General features: G+C 72.1%; 13 protein-coding genes. 4 read left to right on the forward strand and 9 right to left on the reverse strand.

Annotated elements, in window-relative coordinates; translation table 11 throughout:
• Positions 1–206: 206 nt before the first annotated feature.
• Positions 207–2,207: a DNA helicase RecQ gene (gene recQ / locus CRP56_RS25300; RefSeq protein WP_097267649.1), complete on the forward strand. Its 2,001-nt coding sequence runs from the start codon at positions 207–209 to the stop codon at positions 2,205–2,207.
• 19 nt (positions 2,208–2,226) lie between these two features.
• Here the strand turns inward: recQ and CRP56_RS25305 are convergent, their stop codons facing one another.
• From CRP56_RS25305 to fahA, 8 genes are all read right to left on the reverse strand, one after another.
• Positions 2,227–5,010, reverse strand: a complete 2,784-nt coding sequence (locus CRP56_RS25305; RefSeq protein ID WP_097267652.1) for a fumarate reductase/succinate dehydrogenase flavoprotein subunit — start codon at positions 5,008–5,010, stop codon at positions 2,227–2,229.
• A gap of 11 nt (positions 5,011–5,021) precedes the next feature.
• A complete protein-coding gene (locus tag CRP56_RS25310; RefSeq protein ID WP_097267654.1) occupies positions 5,022–5,813 on the reverse strand; it encodes an ABC transporter ATP-binding protein in 792 nt (263 codons plus the stop codon).
• Positions 5,797–6,690 (reverse strand): ABC transporter permease, encoded by an 894-nt coding sequence (locus CRP56_RS25315; protein ID WP_097267656.1) that lies wholly within the window; start codon positions 6,688–6,690, stop codon positions 5,797–5,799. The genes CRP56_RS25310 and CRP56_RS25315 overlap by 17 nt, the downstream gene beginning before the upstream one ends.
• On the reverse strand, positions 6,687–8,030 hold the full coding sequence (locus tag CRP56_RS25320) for an ABC transporter substrate-binding protein (protein WP_097267659.1): 1,344 nt from the start codon (positions 8,028–8,030) through the stop codon (positions 6,687–6,689). Before CRP56_RS25320 ends, CRP56_RS25315 begins: the two co-directional genes overlap by 4 nt.
• 15 nt (positions 8,031–8,045) lie before the next feature.
• Complete coding sequence (locus tag CRP56_RS25325; RefSeq protein ID WP_009338563.1) at positions 8,046–8,273, reverse strand: 4Fe-4S dicluster domain-containing protein; 228 nt, start codon at positions 8,271–8,273, stop codon at positions 8,046–8,048.
• A gap of 146 nt (positions 8,274–8,419) precedes the next feature.
• Entirely contained in the window at positions 8,420–9,208 is a 789-nt protein-coding gene (locus tag CRP56_RS25330; RefSeq protein ID WP_097267661.1) for a GntR family transcriptional regulator, read from the reverse strand.
• Between the two features lie 164 nt (positions 9,209–9,372).
• On the reverse strand, positions 9,373–10,314 hold the full coding sequence (locus CRP56_RS25335) for a M56 family metallopeptidase (protein ID WP_097267663.1): 942 nt from the start codon (positions 10,312–10,314) through the stop codon (positions 9,373–9,375).
• A gap of 279 nt (positions 10,315–10,593) precedes the next feature.
• Positions 10,594–11,826, reverse strand: coding sequence for a fumarylacetoacetase (gene fahA / locus CRP56_RS25340; protein ID WP_097267666.1), 1,233 nt, complete (start codon positions 11,824–11,826; stop codon positions 10,594–10,596).
• Between the two features lie 242 nt (positions 11,827–12,068).
• Between fahA and CRP56_RS25345 the strand changes: the two genes are divergently transcribed.
• Together CRP56_RS25345 and CRP56_RS25350 are read left to right on the forward strand one after the other, a co-directional pair.
• Positions 12,069–13,307, forward strand: coding sequence for a carboxylate--amine ligase (locus CRP56_RS25345; protein ID WP_097274449.1), 1,239 nt, complete (start codon positions 12,069–12,071; stop codon positions 13,305–13,307).
• 63 nt (positions 13,308–13,370) lie between these two features.
• The gene (locus tag CRP56_RS25350; protein ID WP_097267668.1) at positions 13,371–14,567 is read left to right on the forward strand and encodes an FAD-dependent oxidoreductase; all 1,197 of its coding nucleotides are present in this window, start codon (positions 13,371–13,373) and stop codon (positions 14,565–14,567) included.
• 10 nt (positions 14,568–14,577) lie between these two features.
• Here CRP56_RS25350 and CRP56_RS25355 read toward each other — a convergent pair whose 3' ends face one another.
• A complete protein-coding gene (locus CRP56_RS25355; protein ID WP_097267670.1) occupies positions 14,578–15,183 on the reverse strand; it encodes a hypothetical protein in 606 nt (201 codons plus the stop codon).
• A gap of 149 nt (positions 15,184–15,332) precedes the next feature.
• On the opposite strand from CRP56_RS25355, the gene CRP56_RS25360 reads away from it, so the two are divergent.
• Positions 15,333–16,139, forward strand: coding sequence for an HAD family hydrolase (locus tag CRP56_RS25360; RefSeq protein ID WP_097267672.1), 807 nt, complete (start codon positions 15,333–15,335; stop codon positions 16,137–16,139).
• The last annotated feature ends 7 nt before the right edge of the window (positions 16,140–16,146 follow it).

Consider the following 16,146-nt stretch of genomic DNA (forward strand, 5'->3'; position numbering starts at 1 on the left):
ACCGGTCGAGGCGCGCTGTCCGGGGCGGGCCTCCCCTGCCCGCCTGAGCAGCATGTCCCCGGAGGTCGGAGCCCATCCATGTGACGCGGCCCATTGGAGTGAACGCGCAGCGTCACGGAACGGGCCTGTGGATAACTCCGGCGCTGTCGGTGCGGACCCCTATCGTGGAGGCAGTGGTCGAGGGACGACGTACGGGGGACAGGACTATGGGTGGGATGGGCGGGATCAGCGAGATGCCAGGGGTGACCGAGGTGGCAGGGCCCGCCGGGGCGGCCGGGAGCGAGGCGCTGGCCGCGCTGAACCGGGTCTTCGGGTACGACGCCTTCCGCGGCGAGCAGGAAGCGGTCATCGAGCATGTGATCGCGGGCGGCGACGCCGTCGTGCTCATGCCGACCGGCGGCGGCAAGTCACTGTGCTACCAGATCCCGTCCCTGGTCAGACCCGGTACGGGCATCGTCGTCTCGCCGCTCATCGCGCTGATGCAGGACCAGGTGGACGCGCTGCGGGCGCTCGGCGTGCGCGCCGGGTTCATGAACTCCACGCAGGACTTCGACGAGCGGCGGGTGGTGGAGGCCGAGTTCCTCGCGGGCGAGCTGGACCTGCTCTATCTGGCGCCCGAGCGGCTGCGGCTGGACTCCACCCTCGACCTGCTCTCCCGAGGCAAGATCGCGGTCTTCGCGATCGACGAGGCGCACTGCGTGTCCCAGTGGGGCCACGACTTCCGCCCCGACTACCTCGCCCTGTCCCTGCTCGGCGAGCGTTGGCCCGACGTCCCGCGCATCGCGCTGACGGCCACGGCCACGCACGCGACGCACCAGGAGATCACCCAGCGGCTGAACATGCCGACCGCCCGGCACTTCGTGGCGAGCTTCGACCGGCCCAACATCCAGTACCGGATCGTGCCCAAGGCCGACCCCAAGAAGCAGCTGCTGAGCTTCCTGCGCCAGGAGCACGAGGGCGACGCCGGCATCGTGTACTGCCTGTCGCGCAAGTCGGTGGAGGCCACGGCCGAGTTCCTCGCCAAGAACGGCATCGAGGCGGTCCCGTACCACGCCGGCCTGGACGCGGGCACGCGCGCGGCGCACCAGTCCCGGTTCCTGCGGGAGGACGGCCTGGTCGTCGTCGCGACCATCGCCTTCGGCATGGGCATCGACAAGCCGGACGTCCGCTTCGTCGCCCACCTCGACCTGCCGAAGTCGGTCGAGGGCTACTACCAGGAGACCGGCCGCGCGGGACGTGACGGACTGCCCTCGACGGCCTGGATGGCCTACGGCCTCAACGACGTCATACAGCAGCGCAAGATGATCCAGTCGAGCGAGGGCGACGAGGCGTTCCGCCGCCGCGCCGCCGCTCACCTGGACTCGATGCTGGCGCTGTGCGAGACCGCGCAGTGCCGCCGCGGGCAGCTGCTGAACTACTTCGGCCAGGAGCCGGACCCGGTGGGCTGCGGCAACTGCGACACCTGCCTCACCCCACCCGAGACCTGGGACGGCACCATCGCGGCGCAGAAGGTGCTGTCGACGGTGGTGCGGCTCCAGCGGGAGCGGGGGCAGAAGTTCGGCGCGGTGCAGATCGTCGACATCCTGCTGGGCCGGCGCACCGCCAAGGTCATCCAGTTCGACCACGACCAGCTGTCCGTCTTCGGCATCGGCGAGGAGCTGACCGAGGCCGAATGGCGCGGTGTCGTACGGCAGTTGCTGGCGCAGGGGCTGCTCGCGGTCGAGGGGGAGTACGGCACGCTGACGCTGACCGAGGCCAGCGGGGCGGTGCTGCGGCGGGAGCGGGAGGTGCCGCTGCGGAAGGAACCGAAGAAGCCGACGGTGGCGAAGACGTCGGGCTCCTCCAGGGGCAAGTCCAAGCCCGCCGCGGTCGAACTGCCCGAGGCACTGGTTCCCGCCTTCGAGGCGCTGCGGGCCTGGCGCGCCGAGCAGGCGAAGGAACAGGGAGTCCCGGCATACGTGATCTTCCACGACGCCACGCTCCGGGAGATCGTGACGGTGTGGCCGACGTCGGTGAGACAGCTCGGTGAGGTCGGCGGGGTCGGCGAGAAGAAGCTGGCGACGTACGGGGAGGGGGTGCTGGCGGTGCTCGACGGGTTGGGCGAGCCAGCAGCGGGAGCGTCGGCATCGTCCGCGGCCGGTGACGTGGACCCTGGTGCGGATGCCTGGCCCGAGATGGACGAGGAGCCGGAGCCCGACTGGACGTAGCCGCAGGCCCCGGCACCCGTCACAGCGCTCGTGAGGCGTACGCCCTGACGTCCGCGTCCGAGTCGGCCGTGGCCGTGGCCAGGGCGGCGCGGGCGGCCTCGCTGGCCGTGTGCCGGGTCAGGGCCAGGACCGCCGCCTTGCGGACGTCGGCATTCGGGTCGGCGAGCGCCTTGGCCAGGGCGGGGACGGCGGTGTCGGCGTCCGCTCCGGACAGGGCGGTCGCCGCTCCGGAGCGCACCTGCCAGGTCGCGTCGGTCAAGGCGGCGACGGCGCGCTGGGCGAGCGGTCCGGGGCAGCCGGTGGTGCCCAGGGCGGCGTAGGCCGCGCCGCGGACCAGGGCGTCGGCGTCCGCCGTGAGCGTGGCGAGGGCGGGCAGGACGACGTCGGGGCGGCCTGTGGACACCGTCGCCAGGGCCTTGGCGAAGGTGACGCGGACCTCGCGGGACGGGTCGGACGTCGCCGCGCGGGCCAGTTCCTCGGCGGCGTCGACCGAGACGAGGGCGCGTACGGCCTCGATGCGGACGGCGAGGTCGTCGTCCGTCAGGGAGCCCGCGAACAGCGCGGTGTCGCCCAGCCGCAGGGCACGCAGGACATCGAGGGCGGCGGCGCGCACGACAGGGTCGGGTTCGCTGAGGGCGACGGCGAGGCCCTCGCGCAGGGCGGGTTCGGGCGGGAGCGTCTCGACCAGCTCGCGCAGCGAGGCCGCGGCGGCGGCACGGACCTCGGCGGCGGGGTCGCGGAGCGCGTCGGCCAGGGCGGGGCCGGTGCCCGGGGGCAGGGTCTCGGTGAGCACCGCGACGGCCTCACGCCGGACCGTGGCCGCCGGGTCGGTCAAGTAGGGCCGCAGGGCGTCGAGTTCGGGTTCCTCCTCGGCGAGGGCCACCAGTTCGAGGAGTCGGGCGGTCGACTGCTCGGCGGCGGGACGGGAGTCGTGTCCGGCACTGGCGGCACCGGCGTCGTTGCCGGAACGGTCCAGGCCACTGCCCTCGGCCCCCGCCGCCACCGGCGCCCGGTCCCGGGACCCCGCCGTCGCCACGTCCTCCGGGTGCACCTCGCCGAGGTGTCGGGAGGGGCCGCCGGCCGGGGTGAACTCCTCGACCGGGACCAGATAGGGAGCCACGGGACGGGCCGTGAACTCCATCGCGCCAGAGGGGGACTTGTGCAGATCGAGGTGGTGGAACCAGGAGGCGTCGTCGCGATGGGGGTGGTCGAGGCGGTCGTGGTAGAGGCCCCAGCGGGACTCCGTGCGGGCCAGGGACGCGCGCGCGGCCATCTCCGCGCAGTCCCGGATGAAGGAGACCTCGGCGCAGCGCATCAGCTCGTGCGGGGTGCGCGCGCCCATCGCGGCGATGTCGTCCCGCATCCGCTCGAAGGACTCCAGGGCGAGCGACAGGCGGGCCCCCGACTTCGGCGGGGCCACGTAGTCGTTCACGAAGCGGCGCAGTTTGTACTCGACCTGGGGCTGCGGCGGGCCGTCCGGGTTGCGCAGCGGGCGGTAGATGAGTTCGTGCGCCTCACGGAGCTGGTCGGCGGGCAACTCCCCTTCGTACGCCGCGTACTGGGAAGCGTCCGCGCCCGCGAGGTCGCCGAAGACGAACGCGCCGATCATGTAGTTGTGCGGGACGCAGGCCAGGTCGCCGGCGGCGTAGAGGCGGGGGACGGTCGTCCGCGCGTGGTCGTCGACCCGTACCCCGGACGCCGAGTGGCCGCCGCACAGGCCGATCTCGGAGATGTGCATCTCGATGTCGTGGGTGCGGTAGTCGTGGCCCCGGCCCGCGTGGAAGGTCCCGCGCGTGGGCCGCTCCGTGGAGTGCAGGATGGACTCCAGGGCGGAGACCGACTCCTCGGGGAGGTGGCTGAGCTTGAGGTAGACCGGCCCCCGGTCGGACGCCACCTCCGCCGCGAACTCGGCCATCATCTGGCCGGACCAGTAGTCGGAGTCGACGAAGCGTTCGCCGTGCCGGTTGACCTGGTAGCCGCCGAAGGGGTTGGCGACGTAGGCGCAGGCGGGGCCGTTGTAGTCCTTGATCAGCGGGTTGATCTGGAAGCACTCGATGCCGGTGAGCTCGGCGCCCGCGTGGTAGGCCATGGCGTAGCCGTCGCCCGCGTTGGTGGGGTTCTCGTAGGTGCCGTAGAGGTAGCCGGAGGCGGGCAGGCCGAGGCGGCCGCAGGCGCCGGTCGCCAGGATGACCGCGCCCGCGCGGACCGTCACGAAGGCGCCCGTGCGGGTGTTGAATCCGACCGCCCCCACGGCCCGCCCGTCGGCCGTCAGGACCCGCACCGGCATCACCCGGTTCTCGATGCGGATCCGCTCCCGCATCTCGCGCCGCCGCAACTGCCGGTACAGCACCTTCTTGACGTCCTTGCCCTCCGGCATCGGCAGCACATAGGAGCCGGAGCGGTGGACCTGGCGGACCGCGTAGTCGCCGTGCTCGTCCTTCTCGAACTTCACGCCGTACGACTCCAGGCGCTGCACCATGCCGAAGCCGCGGGTGGCGGTCTGCCGGACGGTGGACTGGTCGACGATGCCGTCGTTGGCGCGGGTGATCTCGGCGACGTAGTCGTCGGGCTCGGCGCGGCCCGGGACGACCGCGTTGTTGACGCCGTCCATGCCCATGGCGAGGGCGCCGGAGTGCCGGACGTGGGCCTTCTCCAGGAGGATCACGTCGGCGCCGTGCTCGGCGGCGGTCAGCGCGGCCATGGTGCCGGCGGTGCCGCCGCCGATGACGAGGACGTCGCAGGAGAGTTCCTCGGCGTCGGTGAGGGCGGGGATCGCCAGGGGGGTGTTCGCGGGGCTGGTCACCGAGGGGCCTTTCAGGAACCGAGGGAGGACAGGACGTCGCGCCGCAGCGCGAGCCGCGCCGGGTCGTCGCGCGCGGTGCGGTCGCGGGGGCGCGGCACCTCGCGTACGGCGGTGAGGCCGCCGTTGCCGAGGAGCGCGACGCGGTCGCCTAGGAAGAGGGCCTCGTCGACGTCGTGGGTGACGAAGACGACGGTCGCGCCCGTGCCGTGCAGCACCTCCACGAGCAGGTCCTGCATGCCGGCGCGGGTCTGGGCGTCGAGGGCGCCGAACGGTTCGTCCATCAGCACCGCGCGCGGCCGGCCGGCCAGCGCCCGGGCCAGCTGGGCGCGCTGCCGCTGGCCTCCGGAGACGCGGTGCGGCAGCTGCCGGGACTGTTCGGTGAGTCCGACGCGGGCGAGCCAGGACTCGGCCTGCCGCCTGCGGTCGGCGCGCCCCGAACCCTGGATGGCGAGCGGGAGTTCGACGTTCGCCCGCAGGGTGCGCCAGGGCAGCAGGGCGTCCTCCTGGAAGACCAGGGCGCGGTCGGCGGACGGGCCCGTCAGCGGCCGGCCGTCCTGGTCGGCCTCGCCGTCGAGGGGTGCCAGCAGGCCGGCCAGCGTGCGCAGCAGCGTCGACTTGCCGCAGCCGGACGGTCCGACGACGGTGAGGATCTCGCCGGGGGCGACGTCGAGGTCGACACCGGTGACGGCGGGGGCGCCGGGTCGGCCGAGGGTGGCGGCGTGGAGGGTGAGACGGGTGCCGCGGGCGGGTGCGGCATCCGTGACCTGGGACCCGGCGTCGGTGGTGTCAGACGAGGTGCTCATCGCGTGCCTCCTCGGTCCTCGGAGCGGGCGCGGCGGACTCGCGTTGCCGCGTGGAAGGCACCGCGCGGACGTTCCGCGGTCGGCCTCCGGTGTCGTACGACGTCCGGGGCAGCCAGCGGGTCAGGCGGCGGCCCAGCAGCTCCACGGCCGTGGAGGTGAGCCAGCCGAGGACGCCGATGGTGACCATGCCGACGAAGACACCCGGGTAGTCGACGACGGTGTAGTCCTGCCAGGTGCGGTAGCCGACGCCGTACTGGCCGGAGATCATCTCGGCGGAGATCACACAGATCCACGAGACGCCGATGCCGACCGACAGCCCGCCGAAGATGCCGGGCAGCGCACCCGGCAGGACGACCGAGCCGAGGATCCGCGACCGGCCGCCGCCCATCGTCAGCACCGCCTCCTCCCACACGGGCGTCAGCGCGCGGACCGCGTGCCGGGTGGAGACCAGGACGGGGAAGTAGGCGGCGGTGAAGGTGATGAAGACGATGCCCTGTTCGTTGGAGGGGAAGAGGAGGATCGCGACGGGGACGAGGGCGATGGCCGGGATCGGGCGGACGACCTCCAGCACCGGCCCGAGCAGGTCCTCGGCAAGGCGGGAGCGCGCCACGAGCACGCCCGTCGCCACACCGAGCACCGCAGCCAGCAGGAAGCCGCTGAGGATGCGGGTCAGGCTGTCGGTGAGGTCGGTCCAGAAGTCGGGCCCGGCCAGCCGGTCGGCGAAGGCGTGGGCCACGTCGGTGACCGTGGGGAACTGCGAGAAGCGCAGCCACAGGTCGATGTCGAGGCTGGTCAGCGCCTGCCACACCCCGAGGGCGACCACCAGGGAAGCCACCCGCAGGGCGTACCGGCCGGCGATGGGCAGCGGCCGGCTCACGACGCCCGCTCCAGCGCGTCGGCGTACGTCACCACGCGGGCGCCGCCGTGCTCGGCGACGTACGCCTTCGCGGTCGCCGGTGCGACGAAGGGCAGCAGCTTGTCGCCGTCGGCCACCCAGACCGCCTTGTCGGCGAACCAGAGGGTGCCGGTGGTGGCGTCGGGGACATAGGCAGCGCGGATGCCGTCCCGGTGGGCCGAGACGTACGCCAGGAGTTCGGCGGGCGTCTTGAAGGCGCGGGTCGCGGAGGCGCCCTTGGGCCAGACCTCGCTCGCGGCGGCGGCCGGAGCGGCGGCGAGCCGCTGGGCGTACGACGTGCCGAGGGCCTTCTTGGCGTAACGGTCGTCGACGAAGGCGTCCACGTCGATGTCGCCCGTCAGCTTGGCCGACTTCAGGATCGCGACGTCGTCCTTGAGGGCGGCGACCAACTGGGGCTTGATCGCGGGGTCGAAGGTGGAGATGCCGTGGGCGCCGTTGTAGAGGTAGACGACCTCGGCGGGCAGGCCGGTGGCCTTCGCGACCTTCTCGGCGGCGTCGACGGGGTGGTCGTTCAGGTAGTCCGTGGCCTCGGCCTGGGCCTTGAGGAAGGCCTCCAGGACGGTGGGGTGCTGACGCGCGAAGTCCTCGCGTGCGGTGACGCCGTGGAAGGTGGGGAGGTTGAGCTCGGCGCCGTCGTAGAGGGCCTTCGCCTTGCCCTGGTAGGTGAGCAGGCCGGGCCAGGCGACGAACTGGGAGAGCGCGTCCGCGCTGCCCGCGGACAGGGCCGAAGCGCCCACCGCGGGCTGCTGGTTGAGCTTCTCGATGTCCTTGTCCGGGTCGAGGCCGGCGCGCTCAAGGGCCCGTACGAGGGTGCCGTCGGCGGCGGAGCCCACGCTGGTGGAGACCTTCTTGCCGCGCAGGTCGGTCAGCGTGGCCAGCTTCGAGTCGGGCGCCGTGACGATGGTGTTGAGGCCGCCGCGGAGGTTGTAGCCGGTGACGGAGACCAGGTGGGTCGGCTTGCCGAGCTGCTTGCCGCGGGCCGCGTTGATGAGGAGCGGGAAGTCGCCCATCGAACCGATGTCGATCTTCCCGGCGGTCATCTGGGCGGTGATCGGGGCGCCGGTCGCGTAGTCCTGCCAGTCGACCTTGTAGGTCTTGCCGTCGCCGAGGGCGTTCAGCTCCTTCTCGAAGGAGCCGAGCGAGCGGAGCAGGGTGCCGGCGGTGACGGTGTTGATGGTCCTGGACTGGTAGCCGACGGTCACGGTGACCGTGGAACCGTCACCGGCCGCCGCGTTGCCGCCGCAGGCCGTCAGAGGGGCGAGCAGCAGGAGGGAGGCTGCGGCAACTGCCGTGTTCTTCATGGGAGTCGGGACCTCTCAGCGGAGCAGATAGGGCATGTTGACCGTGACGGCTCCGGTGGGACAGCGGGCCGCGCACGGGCCGCAGTACCAGCACTCGTCGACGTGCATGTAGGCCTTGCCGCTGCTCTCGTCGATGGCGAGGGAGTCCAGCGGGCACATGTCGACGCAGAGCGTGCAGCCGTCGATGCACTTCGACTCGTCGATGGTCACGGGCACGTCGGCCCGCTGGGGCACCAAGGGCATGGCTGTCTCCAGAGATGTCCTGAGATTCAGGGAAATTTCTCGCGCGGCGGTGAACCGATGAGGACCTGCCGAACGATGAAGAGGTGTAGGGCGCGAACGGGCGAGAGCGGGCGGGGAGCGAGCGGTGGAGCGGAGAGGGGAGGTGGTCAGAGGGACCGGTGCAGCAGGCCGCTCATCGTGATGCGGTCGCCGCGGAAGCGGATGAACTCCAGGTCGACGGGGCGGCCGTCGGCGAGATGCGTCAGGCGCTCCAGCATGAGGACGGCCGCACCGCGCGGGGCTTCGAGGACGGCGGCGGAGTGGGCGTCCGCGTTCACCGCCTCCAGGGTGATCTCGGCGTGGCCGAGTCCCTGGCCGGTGATCGACTCCAGGAGCCGGAAGACGTCGGTGTTCTCCAGGTCGGCGCCGAGCAGGGCGGTGCCGATGTCGAGCGGGATGTAGGTGAGGTCGAGGGAGAGGGGGAGGCCGTTGAGACGGCGGAGGCGTTCGATGTAGAGGACATCGGTGCCGGGCGGGACATGGAGGCGCTCGGCGACCGGGTGCGGTGCCGGGGCCGGGCCCATCGTGCGGACCTCGTTGGTGACGGTGCCGTGTTCGCGCAGGGTCTCCGCGAGGCCCATCAGCCGGTCGAGGCCGTGGGGGTACTTCTGGGCGACGACCACGGTGCCGACACCGGGGAGGCGTTCGACGAGGCCTTCGGCGCGCAGCAGGTCCAGGGCTTGGCGGACCGTGTTGCGGGAGGCGCGGTAGTCGGTGGCGAGGGTCGTCTCGTGCGGGAGGGTGCCGTCCTCGAAGCCGCCGGAGAGGAGCTGGTGGCGGAGGAGATCGGCGAGCTGCCGTGCCTGGTCCGCGCGCAGCCGACGCCGCGCGCGGTGGGCGGCGACGGTGGTCGCGCCCTGGCCGGCGTGGTCGCGGATGCGGTCGGAAGGAGGCATGGCCGGAACCATACCGAGGGGGTAGGGAAGGGAGTGTTGCGAGAGTGTTGCGCCACTGGCCGGACTGTCGATTCAGCCGCTGACCTGCATTTTTTGGGCGGTGGGGGAAAGATCTGCCACCCCTGGACGCGGGGACGACCGCCCGCCGCGAGGTGCGCCGCGGCTCACGCCAGCGCGGTCAGTCCCGGCCCGAAAGCGATCAGCAGCGGTACCAGCGGTACCAGCCCCGCCACCGTGGCCGTGACCGCTCGATGCCGGCGGCCCAGCCGCGGGCGCGGCGCCAGCAGTCGGTCCACGCGCTCGCCCAGGAGCCGGTGGCTGGAGGCGCAGGACAGCACTCCCCGGTGCTGGTTGAGCTCGATCAGGGCCAGGGCGGTCGTCAGATGGCCGCAGCGGCGGGAGGCCGTGTCGTCCGCGGCGAGTTCCACCAGGCGGTGGGTCTGTTCGCAGAAGTGGGCGAAGAGCGGGAGCCGGGGGAAGCCGGTCGCCAGGGCCGTCGACAGGTGCAGCAGCCAGTCGTGGTGGGCGCGGGCGTGGTCGCGCTCATGGGTGAGGACGGCGTCCAGCTGTACGTCGGTGAGGCGGTGCAGCGCCCCGGTCGTCACCACCAGCTGCGGCGGGCTGCCCGGCATCCACCAGGCGTCGGGGTACTCGTCCTCCAGTACCAGCAGCGGGCCGCGCGCGGCCTTCTCCAGGCCGCCGGGGAGTTCGGGGGCGCGCTCGCGCAGATGCGCTCTCGTCAGGCCGCGACGCCGGCGGGCCTCGACCAGCTCGCGGGCCAGCATCGCCGTCGTCCAGGCGGCGCCGCAGGCCAACAGCAGGGTGAGGACGGTGGCCCAGACCGGGGCGGCGGACAGGTCGTACGCGGCGGTCACGACCGGGGGCGCCGCGGCGAAGACATGGTCGCGGACCGTGTGGAAGACGGCGGCGGCGCCCAGGACCAGGGCCGTCAGGTTGCACATCAGCACCGTGGCGACCAGGCACTGCCACACCCACAGCGCGACCACCGGCTCCCGCTCGGGCCAGTCGGCCCGGGTCAGCGCGCGCGGCACCGGAACGGCGGCCGTCAGGGCGACGGCGCTCAGCAGGAGCAGGCAGACGGTCATGCCACGGGCTCCGGATCCTGGTCGGCGTAAGGGAAGGGGCGGCGAGAGAGTGCGTGACGGGGGGTGTGGGTGGTGCGCGGTCGTTCCGGGTCGTGCGGGGGCCTGATAGGTCGAGCGGGGTCCTGCGGGGGTCGTGCTGGGTCCTGTGCACACCGTCCGTCGCCGTCAGTATGACGGCGCCGGGCGGCTCATGGCAGACCTCGACGGCACCCCTGCCCGTCACCTCAACTCACCCTCGACCCCCTCGGTTCCCCATGCCGCCGTCTATCCCATCTATCCCTAGGCCTGGCCCGAGGTCCGTCCCACGACCCGCCCCACCACCTCGCCCAGCCCGACCCGCACCCGGTCCGGTCCCGGGGCCCACGCGGACAGGGTCACGACGTCGCCGTCCTCCAGGAACGTCCGCTTGCCGTCGGGGAGTTCGAGGGCGTCCCGGCCGTTCCAGGTCAGCTCCAGCAGTGAGCCGCGCTGCCGTTCCGCGGGGCCGCTCACCGTGCCGGAGCCGTAGAGGTCGCCGGTGCGCAGGGACGCCCCGTTGACCGTCAGGTGGGCCAACTGCTGGGCGGCCGTCCAGTACATGGAGGAGAAGGGGGGTTCGGAGACGACGTGGCCGTTGACGGCGACGGAGATACGGAGGTCGTAGCCGCCGGGTTCGGCGTCGGCGCCGGTGTCGTCAAGGTACGGAAGCAGCTCGTGCGTTCGCTGGGGCGGGGCCACCCGGGCCTCCTCCAGCGCGTCGAGCGGGGTGACCCAGGCCGACACGGACGTGGCGAAGGACTTGCCGAGGAAGGGGCCGAGGGGGACGTACTCCCAGGCCTGGATGTCACGCGCCGACCAGTCGTTGAGGAGGCAGAGGCCGAAGACGTGGTCCCGGAAGTCGGCCAGGGCCACGGGGGAGCCCATGGGGGACGGCGTGCCGACCACGAAGCCGACCTCCGCCTCGATGTCCAGGCGCACCGAGGGGCCGAAGACCGGCGCCGGGTCGGTGGGGGCCCTGCGCTGCCCGGAGGGGCGTACGACATCGGTGCCGGAGACGACGACCGTGCCCGCGCGGCCGTGGTAGCCGATGGGGAGGTGCTTCCAGTTGGGGGTCAGCGAGTCCGCGGCGTCGGGGCGGAAGATCTGGCCGACGTTCCGGGCGTGGTGCTCGGAGGCGTAGAAGTCGACGTAGTCGGCGACCTCGAAGGGGAGGTGCAGGGTCACGGACGACAGGGGGTGCAGGAACTCCGCGACGGCGGACTGATGGGCGGGCACCGTCACCCACGCCGTCAGCGCGCGCCGGACGTCCGACCAGGTGGTGCGGCCGGCCGCGAGCAGCGGGTTCAGTGAGGGCCGGGCGAGGAGGGAGGCGTAGGGGGAGCCGAGCGCCAGGGCCGCCGCGCCCGCGTCGAGGACATGGTCGCCGAGGCGGACGCCGACGGTCCGGTCGGTGGAGCCGGGCGCGGAGAAGACGCCGTAGGGGAGGTTGTGCGGGCCGAAGGGGTCGCTCTCGGGCAGATCGAACGGGGGCATGGGGTGCTGCCTCGCTCTCCATCGCTTCGTAGGTCGGAGCACTGCGTACACAGGTGGTCGCGCCACACGTTACGGCCGAGTTACCCGTCCCGGCAGTGCCTAAAGAGTTAGCAATGTCCTGATAAGCATCGGTCGGAGGCGGCAATTCCGGCTTAGCTTCCTTTGGGGACAACGGGCGGGGTGGGGCCGTTCCGTGGACGGGACACGTGGGGGGACCCGTGGCCAGGAGTGCAGACGTGCGTGTGCCGTTCGAGCCCGACAGAGAGGTACCGGGCTTGATCGTGAAGTTCGGCGACTATCCGCTGCACCACGGCGGGGTCGGCGCGATCCGCAGCCTGGGTCGTCTCGGCGTCCCGATGTATGCGATCACGGAGGACCGTTACACACCCGCGGCGACGTCCCGTTACCTCGAGAAGGCCTTCGTCTGGCCGACGACGGGGACGGAGGAGCCGGAGCGTCTCGTCGCGGGTCTGCTCAGGATCGGCCGCAGGATCGGACGGCCCGCCGTCCTGGTGCCCACCGACGAGGAGGCCGCGGTGCTGATCGCCGAGCACCGCCTCGAACTCGGCGCCCGCTTCCTCGTGCCGCCCGTCGAGCGCGGCCTGCCGCGCCGGCTGGCCAGCAAGCAGGGGCTGCACGAACTCTGCGTGGAACACGGCATACCCAGCCCGACGGCCGCCTTCCCGCAGTCCTACGACGACATCGTCGCCTTCGCCGACCAGGCCCGCTTCCCGGTGGTGGCCAAGAACCGGGAGGCGTTCGTACGGCGCACCCGGCCGGCCGTGAACGGCACGACCCGGATCGGCACCCGGGAGGGGCTGCTCGCCCTCGCCCGTGACTGGGGCGAGCAGCCCGCGGTGATCCTCCAGGAGTACCTGCCGAGGGAGGAGGCCGAGGACTGGATCGTGCACGCCTACTTCGACGCGGACTCCACTCCGCTCGCGATGTTCACCGGCGTGAAGGTCCGCTCCTGGCCGCCGCACGCGGGAATGACGGCGAACGCGTACGTCGTCGACAATCCGGAACTCGCGGACCTCGCCGCGCGTTTCATCAAACAGATCGGCTTCACCGGAATCATCGACCTGGACCTGCGCTTCGACCGGCGCGACGGGTTGTACAAGCTCCTCGACTTCAACCCCCGCATGGGCGCCCAGTTCCGGCTCTTCGAGAACGAGTCGGGGGTGGACGTCGTCCGCGCCATGCACCTCGATCTGACCGGCCGCTCCGTTCCGGAGGGGGAACAGCGGGCCGGGCACCGGTACATCGTGGAGAACATCGACCTGCCCGCCCTCCTCGCCTACCGCCGCAGCGGCTATACGACGCCGCACGCGCCGGGGCGGGCGAGCGGGACCGAGCTGGCCTGGTTCGCGGGTGACGACCCGCTGCCGTTCCTCACGATGCTCGCGCGCTTCGTACGACCGGGCGCGAAGCACCTGTACCAGCTGTGGCGGACCAACCACCGCGGCGCCGCCGCCCATTGAGAAACCAAAGGCACCAACAGCACCACCACGAAGTGACGAAGTGACGTCCTGGGGAGGGACTTCGTGATCCGACCAGTCGCAGTCATCGGCGCCGGGCCCTACGGGCTGTCGACCGCCGCACATCTCAGGGCCCGCGGCATCCCTGTCCGTGTCTTCGGCGAACCCATGGTGAGCTGGCGCGACCACATGCCCGCCGGCATGCTCCTCAAGTCCACCCCGGTGGCCTCCAGCCTCGACGCCCCGCAGCCGGGCCACACCCTGGTCGACTACTGCGACGCGGCGGGCATACCGCGGCTGGTGACGGACGAGGACATCATCCCCGTGGAGACCTTCATCGCCTACGGCGAGTGGTTCCAGCAGAAGCTGGTGCCCGAGCTGGAGCGGGTGCGGGTCGTGTCCGTGGACCGCGACAAGAGCCAGGGCTTCGCACTGAAGCTGGATTCGGGCGAGTCGTTCAGCGCCCGCGCGGTCGTCGTCGCCACCGGCCTGTCGGGGCTCGCGCAGCTGCCCCCGGAGCTGACCCTGCCCGACGGACCCAGCCCGACCGGCCCCGTCTCCCACAGCTCCCAGCACCACGACCTCAGCCGCTTCTCCGGCCGCGAGCTCATCGTCGTCGGGGCCGGTCAGTCGGCGCTGGAGACGGCGGCCCTCGCGGCGGAGGCCGGCGCCCAGGTCAGGGTCGTGGCGCGCGGCCGGGGCAGCGTCGCCTTCGGGGCCCCGCCCTGGAAGCAGCCCCGGCTGCGCCCGGAGTCCCCGTTCGGCCGCGCCTGGTCCCTGTGGGCGCTCAGCTACTACCCCCACCCCTACCGCCGCCTCCCGGAAGGAGCCCGCCACTACCTGGTCCGCCGCGTCCTCGGTCCACTCGGCGCCTGGTGGCTGCGCGACCGCTTCGAGGACAAGGTCCGGGTCAGCGAGGTCCGCCGCGTCCTCAAGGCCGACACCGCGGCCGGCCACCCGTCACTGTCCGTCCTCACCCACACCGGCCGCACCGAACGCCTGGCCGCCGACCACGTCATAGCCGCGACCGGCTACCGCGTCGACGTCGCCGCGATGGACTTCCTCGGCCCTGAACTGCGCACCCGGCTCGCGGTCAGCCGCGGCGCGCCCAGGCTCGGCGCCGGATACGTCTCCTCGGTGCCGGGCCTGTACTTCACGGGCCTGCCGTCGGCGTCGTCGTACGGACCGGTGATGCGCTTCGTGTGCGGCACGGAGTTCGCCTCACCGCGGCTGGCGCGGCATCTGGCGGCGGCCCACGGGTAGGGCCGACGGATCAGATCTCCCCGGACTCCCGCAGCCACGCCATGAACTCCTCGATCAGCTCCGGCGGGTTGGCGTACTCCGTCGCGTGGGCCTCCCAGCCGGGGCGGTCCATGTCGAAGACGACGACGGGGAGTTGGCGGCCGAGGGTCTTCTCGATCACTCCGTCGGCGTGGAGGTGGCGGGCGAGGTCGATGACGGCGTCCTGGAAGTGCCGGCGGAGGAGGTCGGTGCGGGCGCGGAGGTCGTCGTCGTCCAGGACCCGGTCGAGGTCGAACTCGCCGTCGTACCAGACACCGAGTTGCTTGACCTCTTCCACGTACACCCGGCTGCCCACCGGATCCTCGGGGACGTTGCCGAGCATCTCGAAGCCGTCGAGGAGCCAGTAGGCGTAGTTCCAGCGGACCTCGCCCTCGTCACCCGGGTACGTCTCCCGCTCGTACTGGCTCTCGGTGTTGTAGCCGATGGCCACGTACGGGTGGCGGTCGTCGTCGTCGAGGCGCCAGATGCGGAAGGACAGGGCGTAGATCTCGGGCTTGAGCTGCTCGGGGAAGCGTTCGAGGATGCCGGCCGCGGCGGTCCGCAGATGGCTCAGGAAGGTCTCCGGGTGATCGGTCACCCCGCGAGCATCTCACCCACAGGCCGACGCAACCGGTGGTGCGCGGTGCCCCGCCGACTCCCAACCGGAGCCGGTGTCAACGGATGTGAAAGGTGCGGCCGTCCGGTTCGCGTCGAGTCGGTGGGGGATTCCATCCGTATTCTCTGATCATGGCCGCACCCACCGCATATTCACTCGTCGCCACCGACCTCGACGGAACCCTCCTCCGAGGCGACGACACGCTCTCCGACCGGTCGCTCGCCGCACTCGCGCGGGTGACGTCGGCCGGGGCCCGGCATCTGGTGGTGACCGGCCGACCGGCCCCGAGAGTGCGGCCGCTCCTCGACGACCTCGGCAGCACCGGGCTCGCGGTGTGCGGGCAGGGTGCGCAGGTCTACGACGCCGGCGCGGACCGTCTGCTGTGGTCGGTCACCCTGGACCGGGAGTTGGCCGAGACCGCGCTCGGCAAGATCGAGGCCGAGGTGGGGCAGGTGTATGCGGCCGTGGACCAGGACGGGGTCGACGGGCTCACGCTCATCGAGCCGGGGTATCTGATGCCGCACCCGACCCTGCCCGCCGTGCGGGTGGGCCGCCGCGACGACCTGTGGTGCGAGCCGATCAGCAAGGTGCTGCTGCGCCACCCGGCCCTGTCCGACGACGAGTTGGCGGCGACCGCGCGCGGAGTCGTCGGTTCCCTCGCGACGGTGACGATGTCGGGCCCCGGCACCGTCGAACTCCAGCCATGCGGCATCACCAAGGCGACGGGCCTCGCGCTGGCAGCCGAGCACCTCGGCCTGGGGTCGCGGGACACGATCGCCTTCGGTGACATGCCCAACGACATCCCCATGTTCGACTGGGCGGCCCACGGCGTCGCGATGGCCAACGCCCACCCCGAACTCAAGGCCGTGGCCGACGAGGTGACCTTGTCGAACGAGGACGACGGCATCGCCGTCGTCCTCGAAAGACTCTTCAACTAGCCCTCGG

It is taken from the genome of Streptomyces sp. TLI_55 (genome assembly GCF_900206255.1).
Classification (GTDB): domain Bacteria; phylum Actinomycetota; class Actinomycetes; order Streptomycetales; family Streptomycetaceae; genus Streptomyces; species Streptomyces aquilus.

Coding starts and splice junctions, on each gene's coding strand:
- fahA (WP_097267666.1), bottom strand. CDS start 11,826: ATGCCCCCGTTCGATCTGCCCGAGAGCGACCCCTTCGGCCCGCACAAC.
- CRP56_RS25310 (WP_097267654.1), bottom strand. CDS start 5,813: ATGAGCACCTCGTCTGACACCACCGACGCCGGGTCCCAGGTCACGGAT.
- CRP56_RS25325 (WP_009338563.1), bottom strand. CDS start 8,273: ATGCCCTTGGTGCCCCAGCGGGCCGACGTGCCCGTGACCATCGACGAG.
- CRP56_RS25335 (WP_097267663.1), bottom strand. CDS start 10,314: ATGACCGTCTGCCTGCTCCTGCTGAGCGCCGTCGCCCTGACGGCCGCC.
- recQ (WP_097267649.1), top strand. CDS start 207: ATGGGTGGGATGGGCGGGATCAGCGAGATGCCAGGGGTGACCGAGGTG.
- CRP56_RS25330 (WP_097267661.1), bottom strand. CDS start 9,208: ATGCCTCCTTCCGACCGCATCCGCGACCACGCCGGCCAGGGCGCGACC.
- CRP56_RS25320 (WP_097267659.1), bottom strand. CDS start 8,030: ATGAAGAACACGGCAGTTGCCGCAGCCTCCCTCCTGCTGCTCGCCCCT.
- CRP56_RS25360 (WP_097267672.1), top strand. CDS start 15,333: ATGGCCGCACCCACCGCATATTCACTCGTCGCCACCGACCTCGACGGA.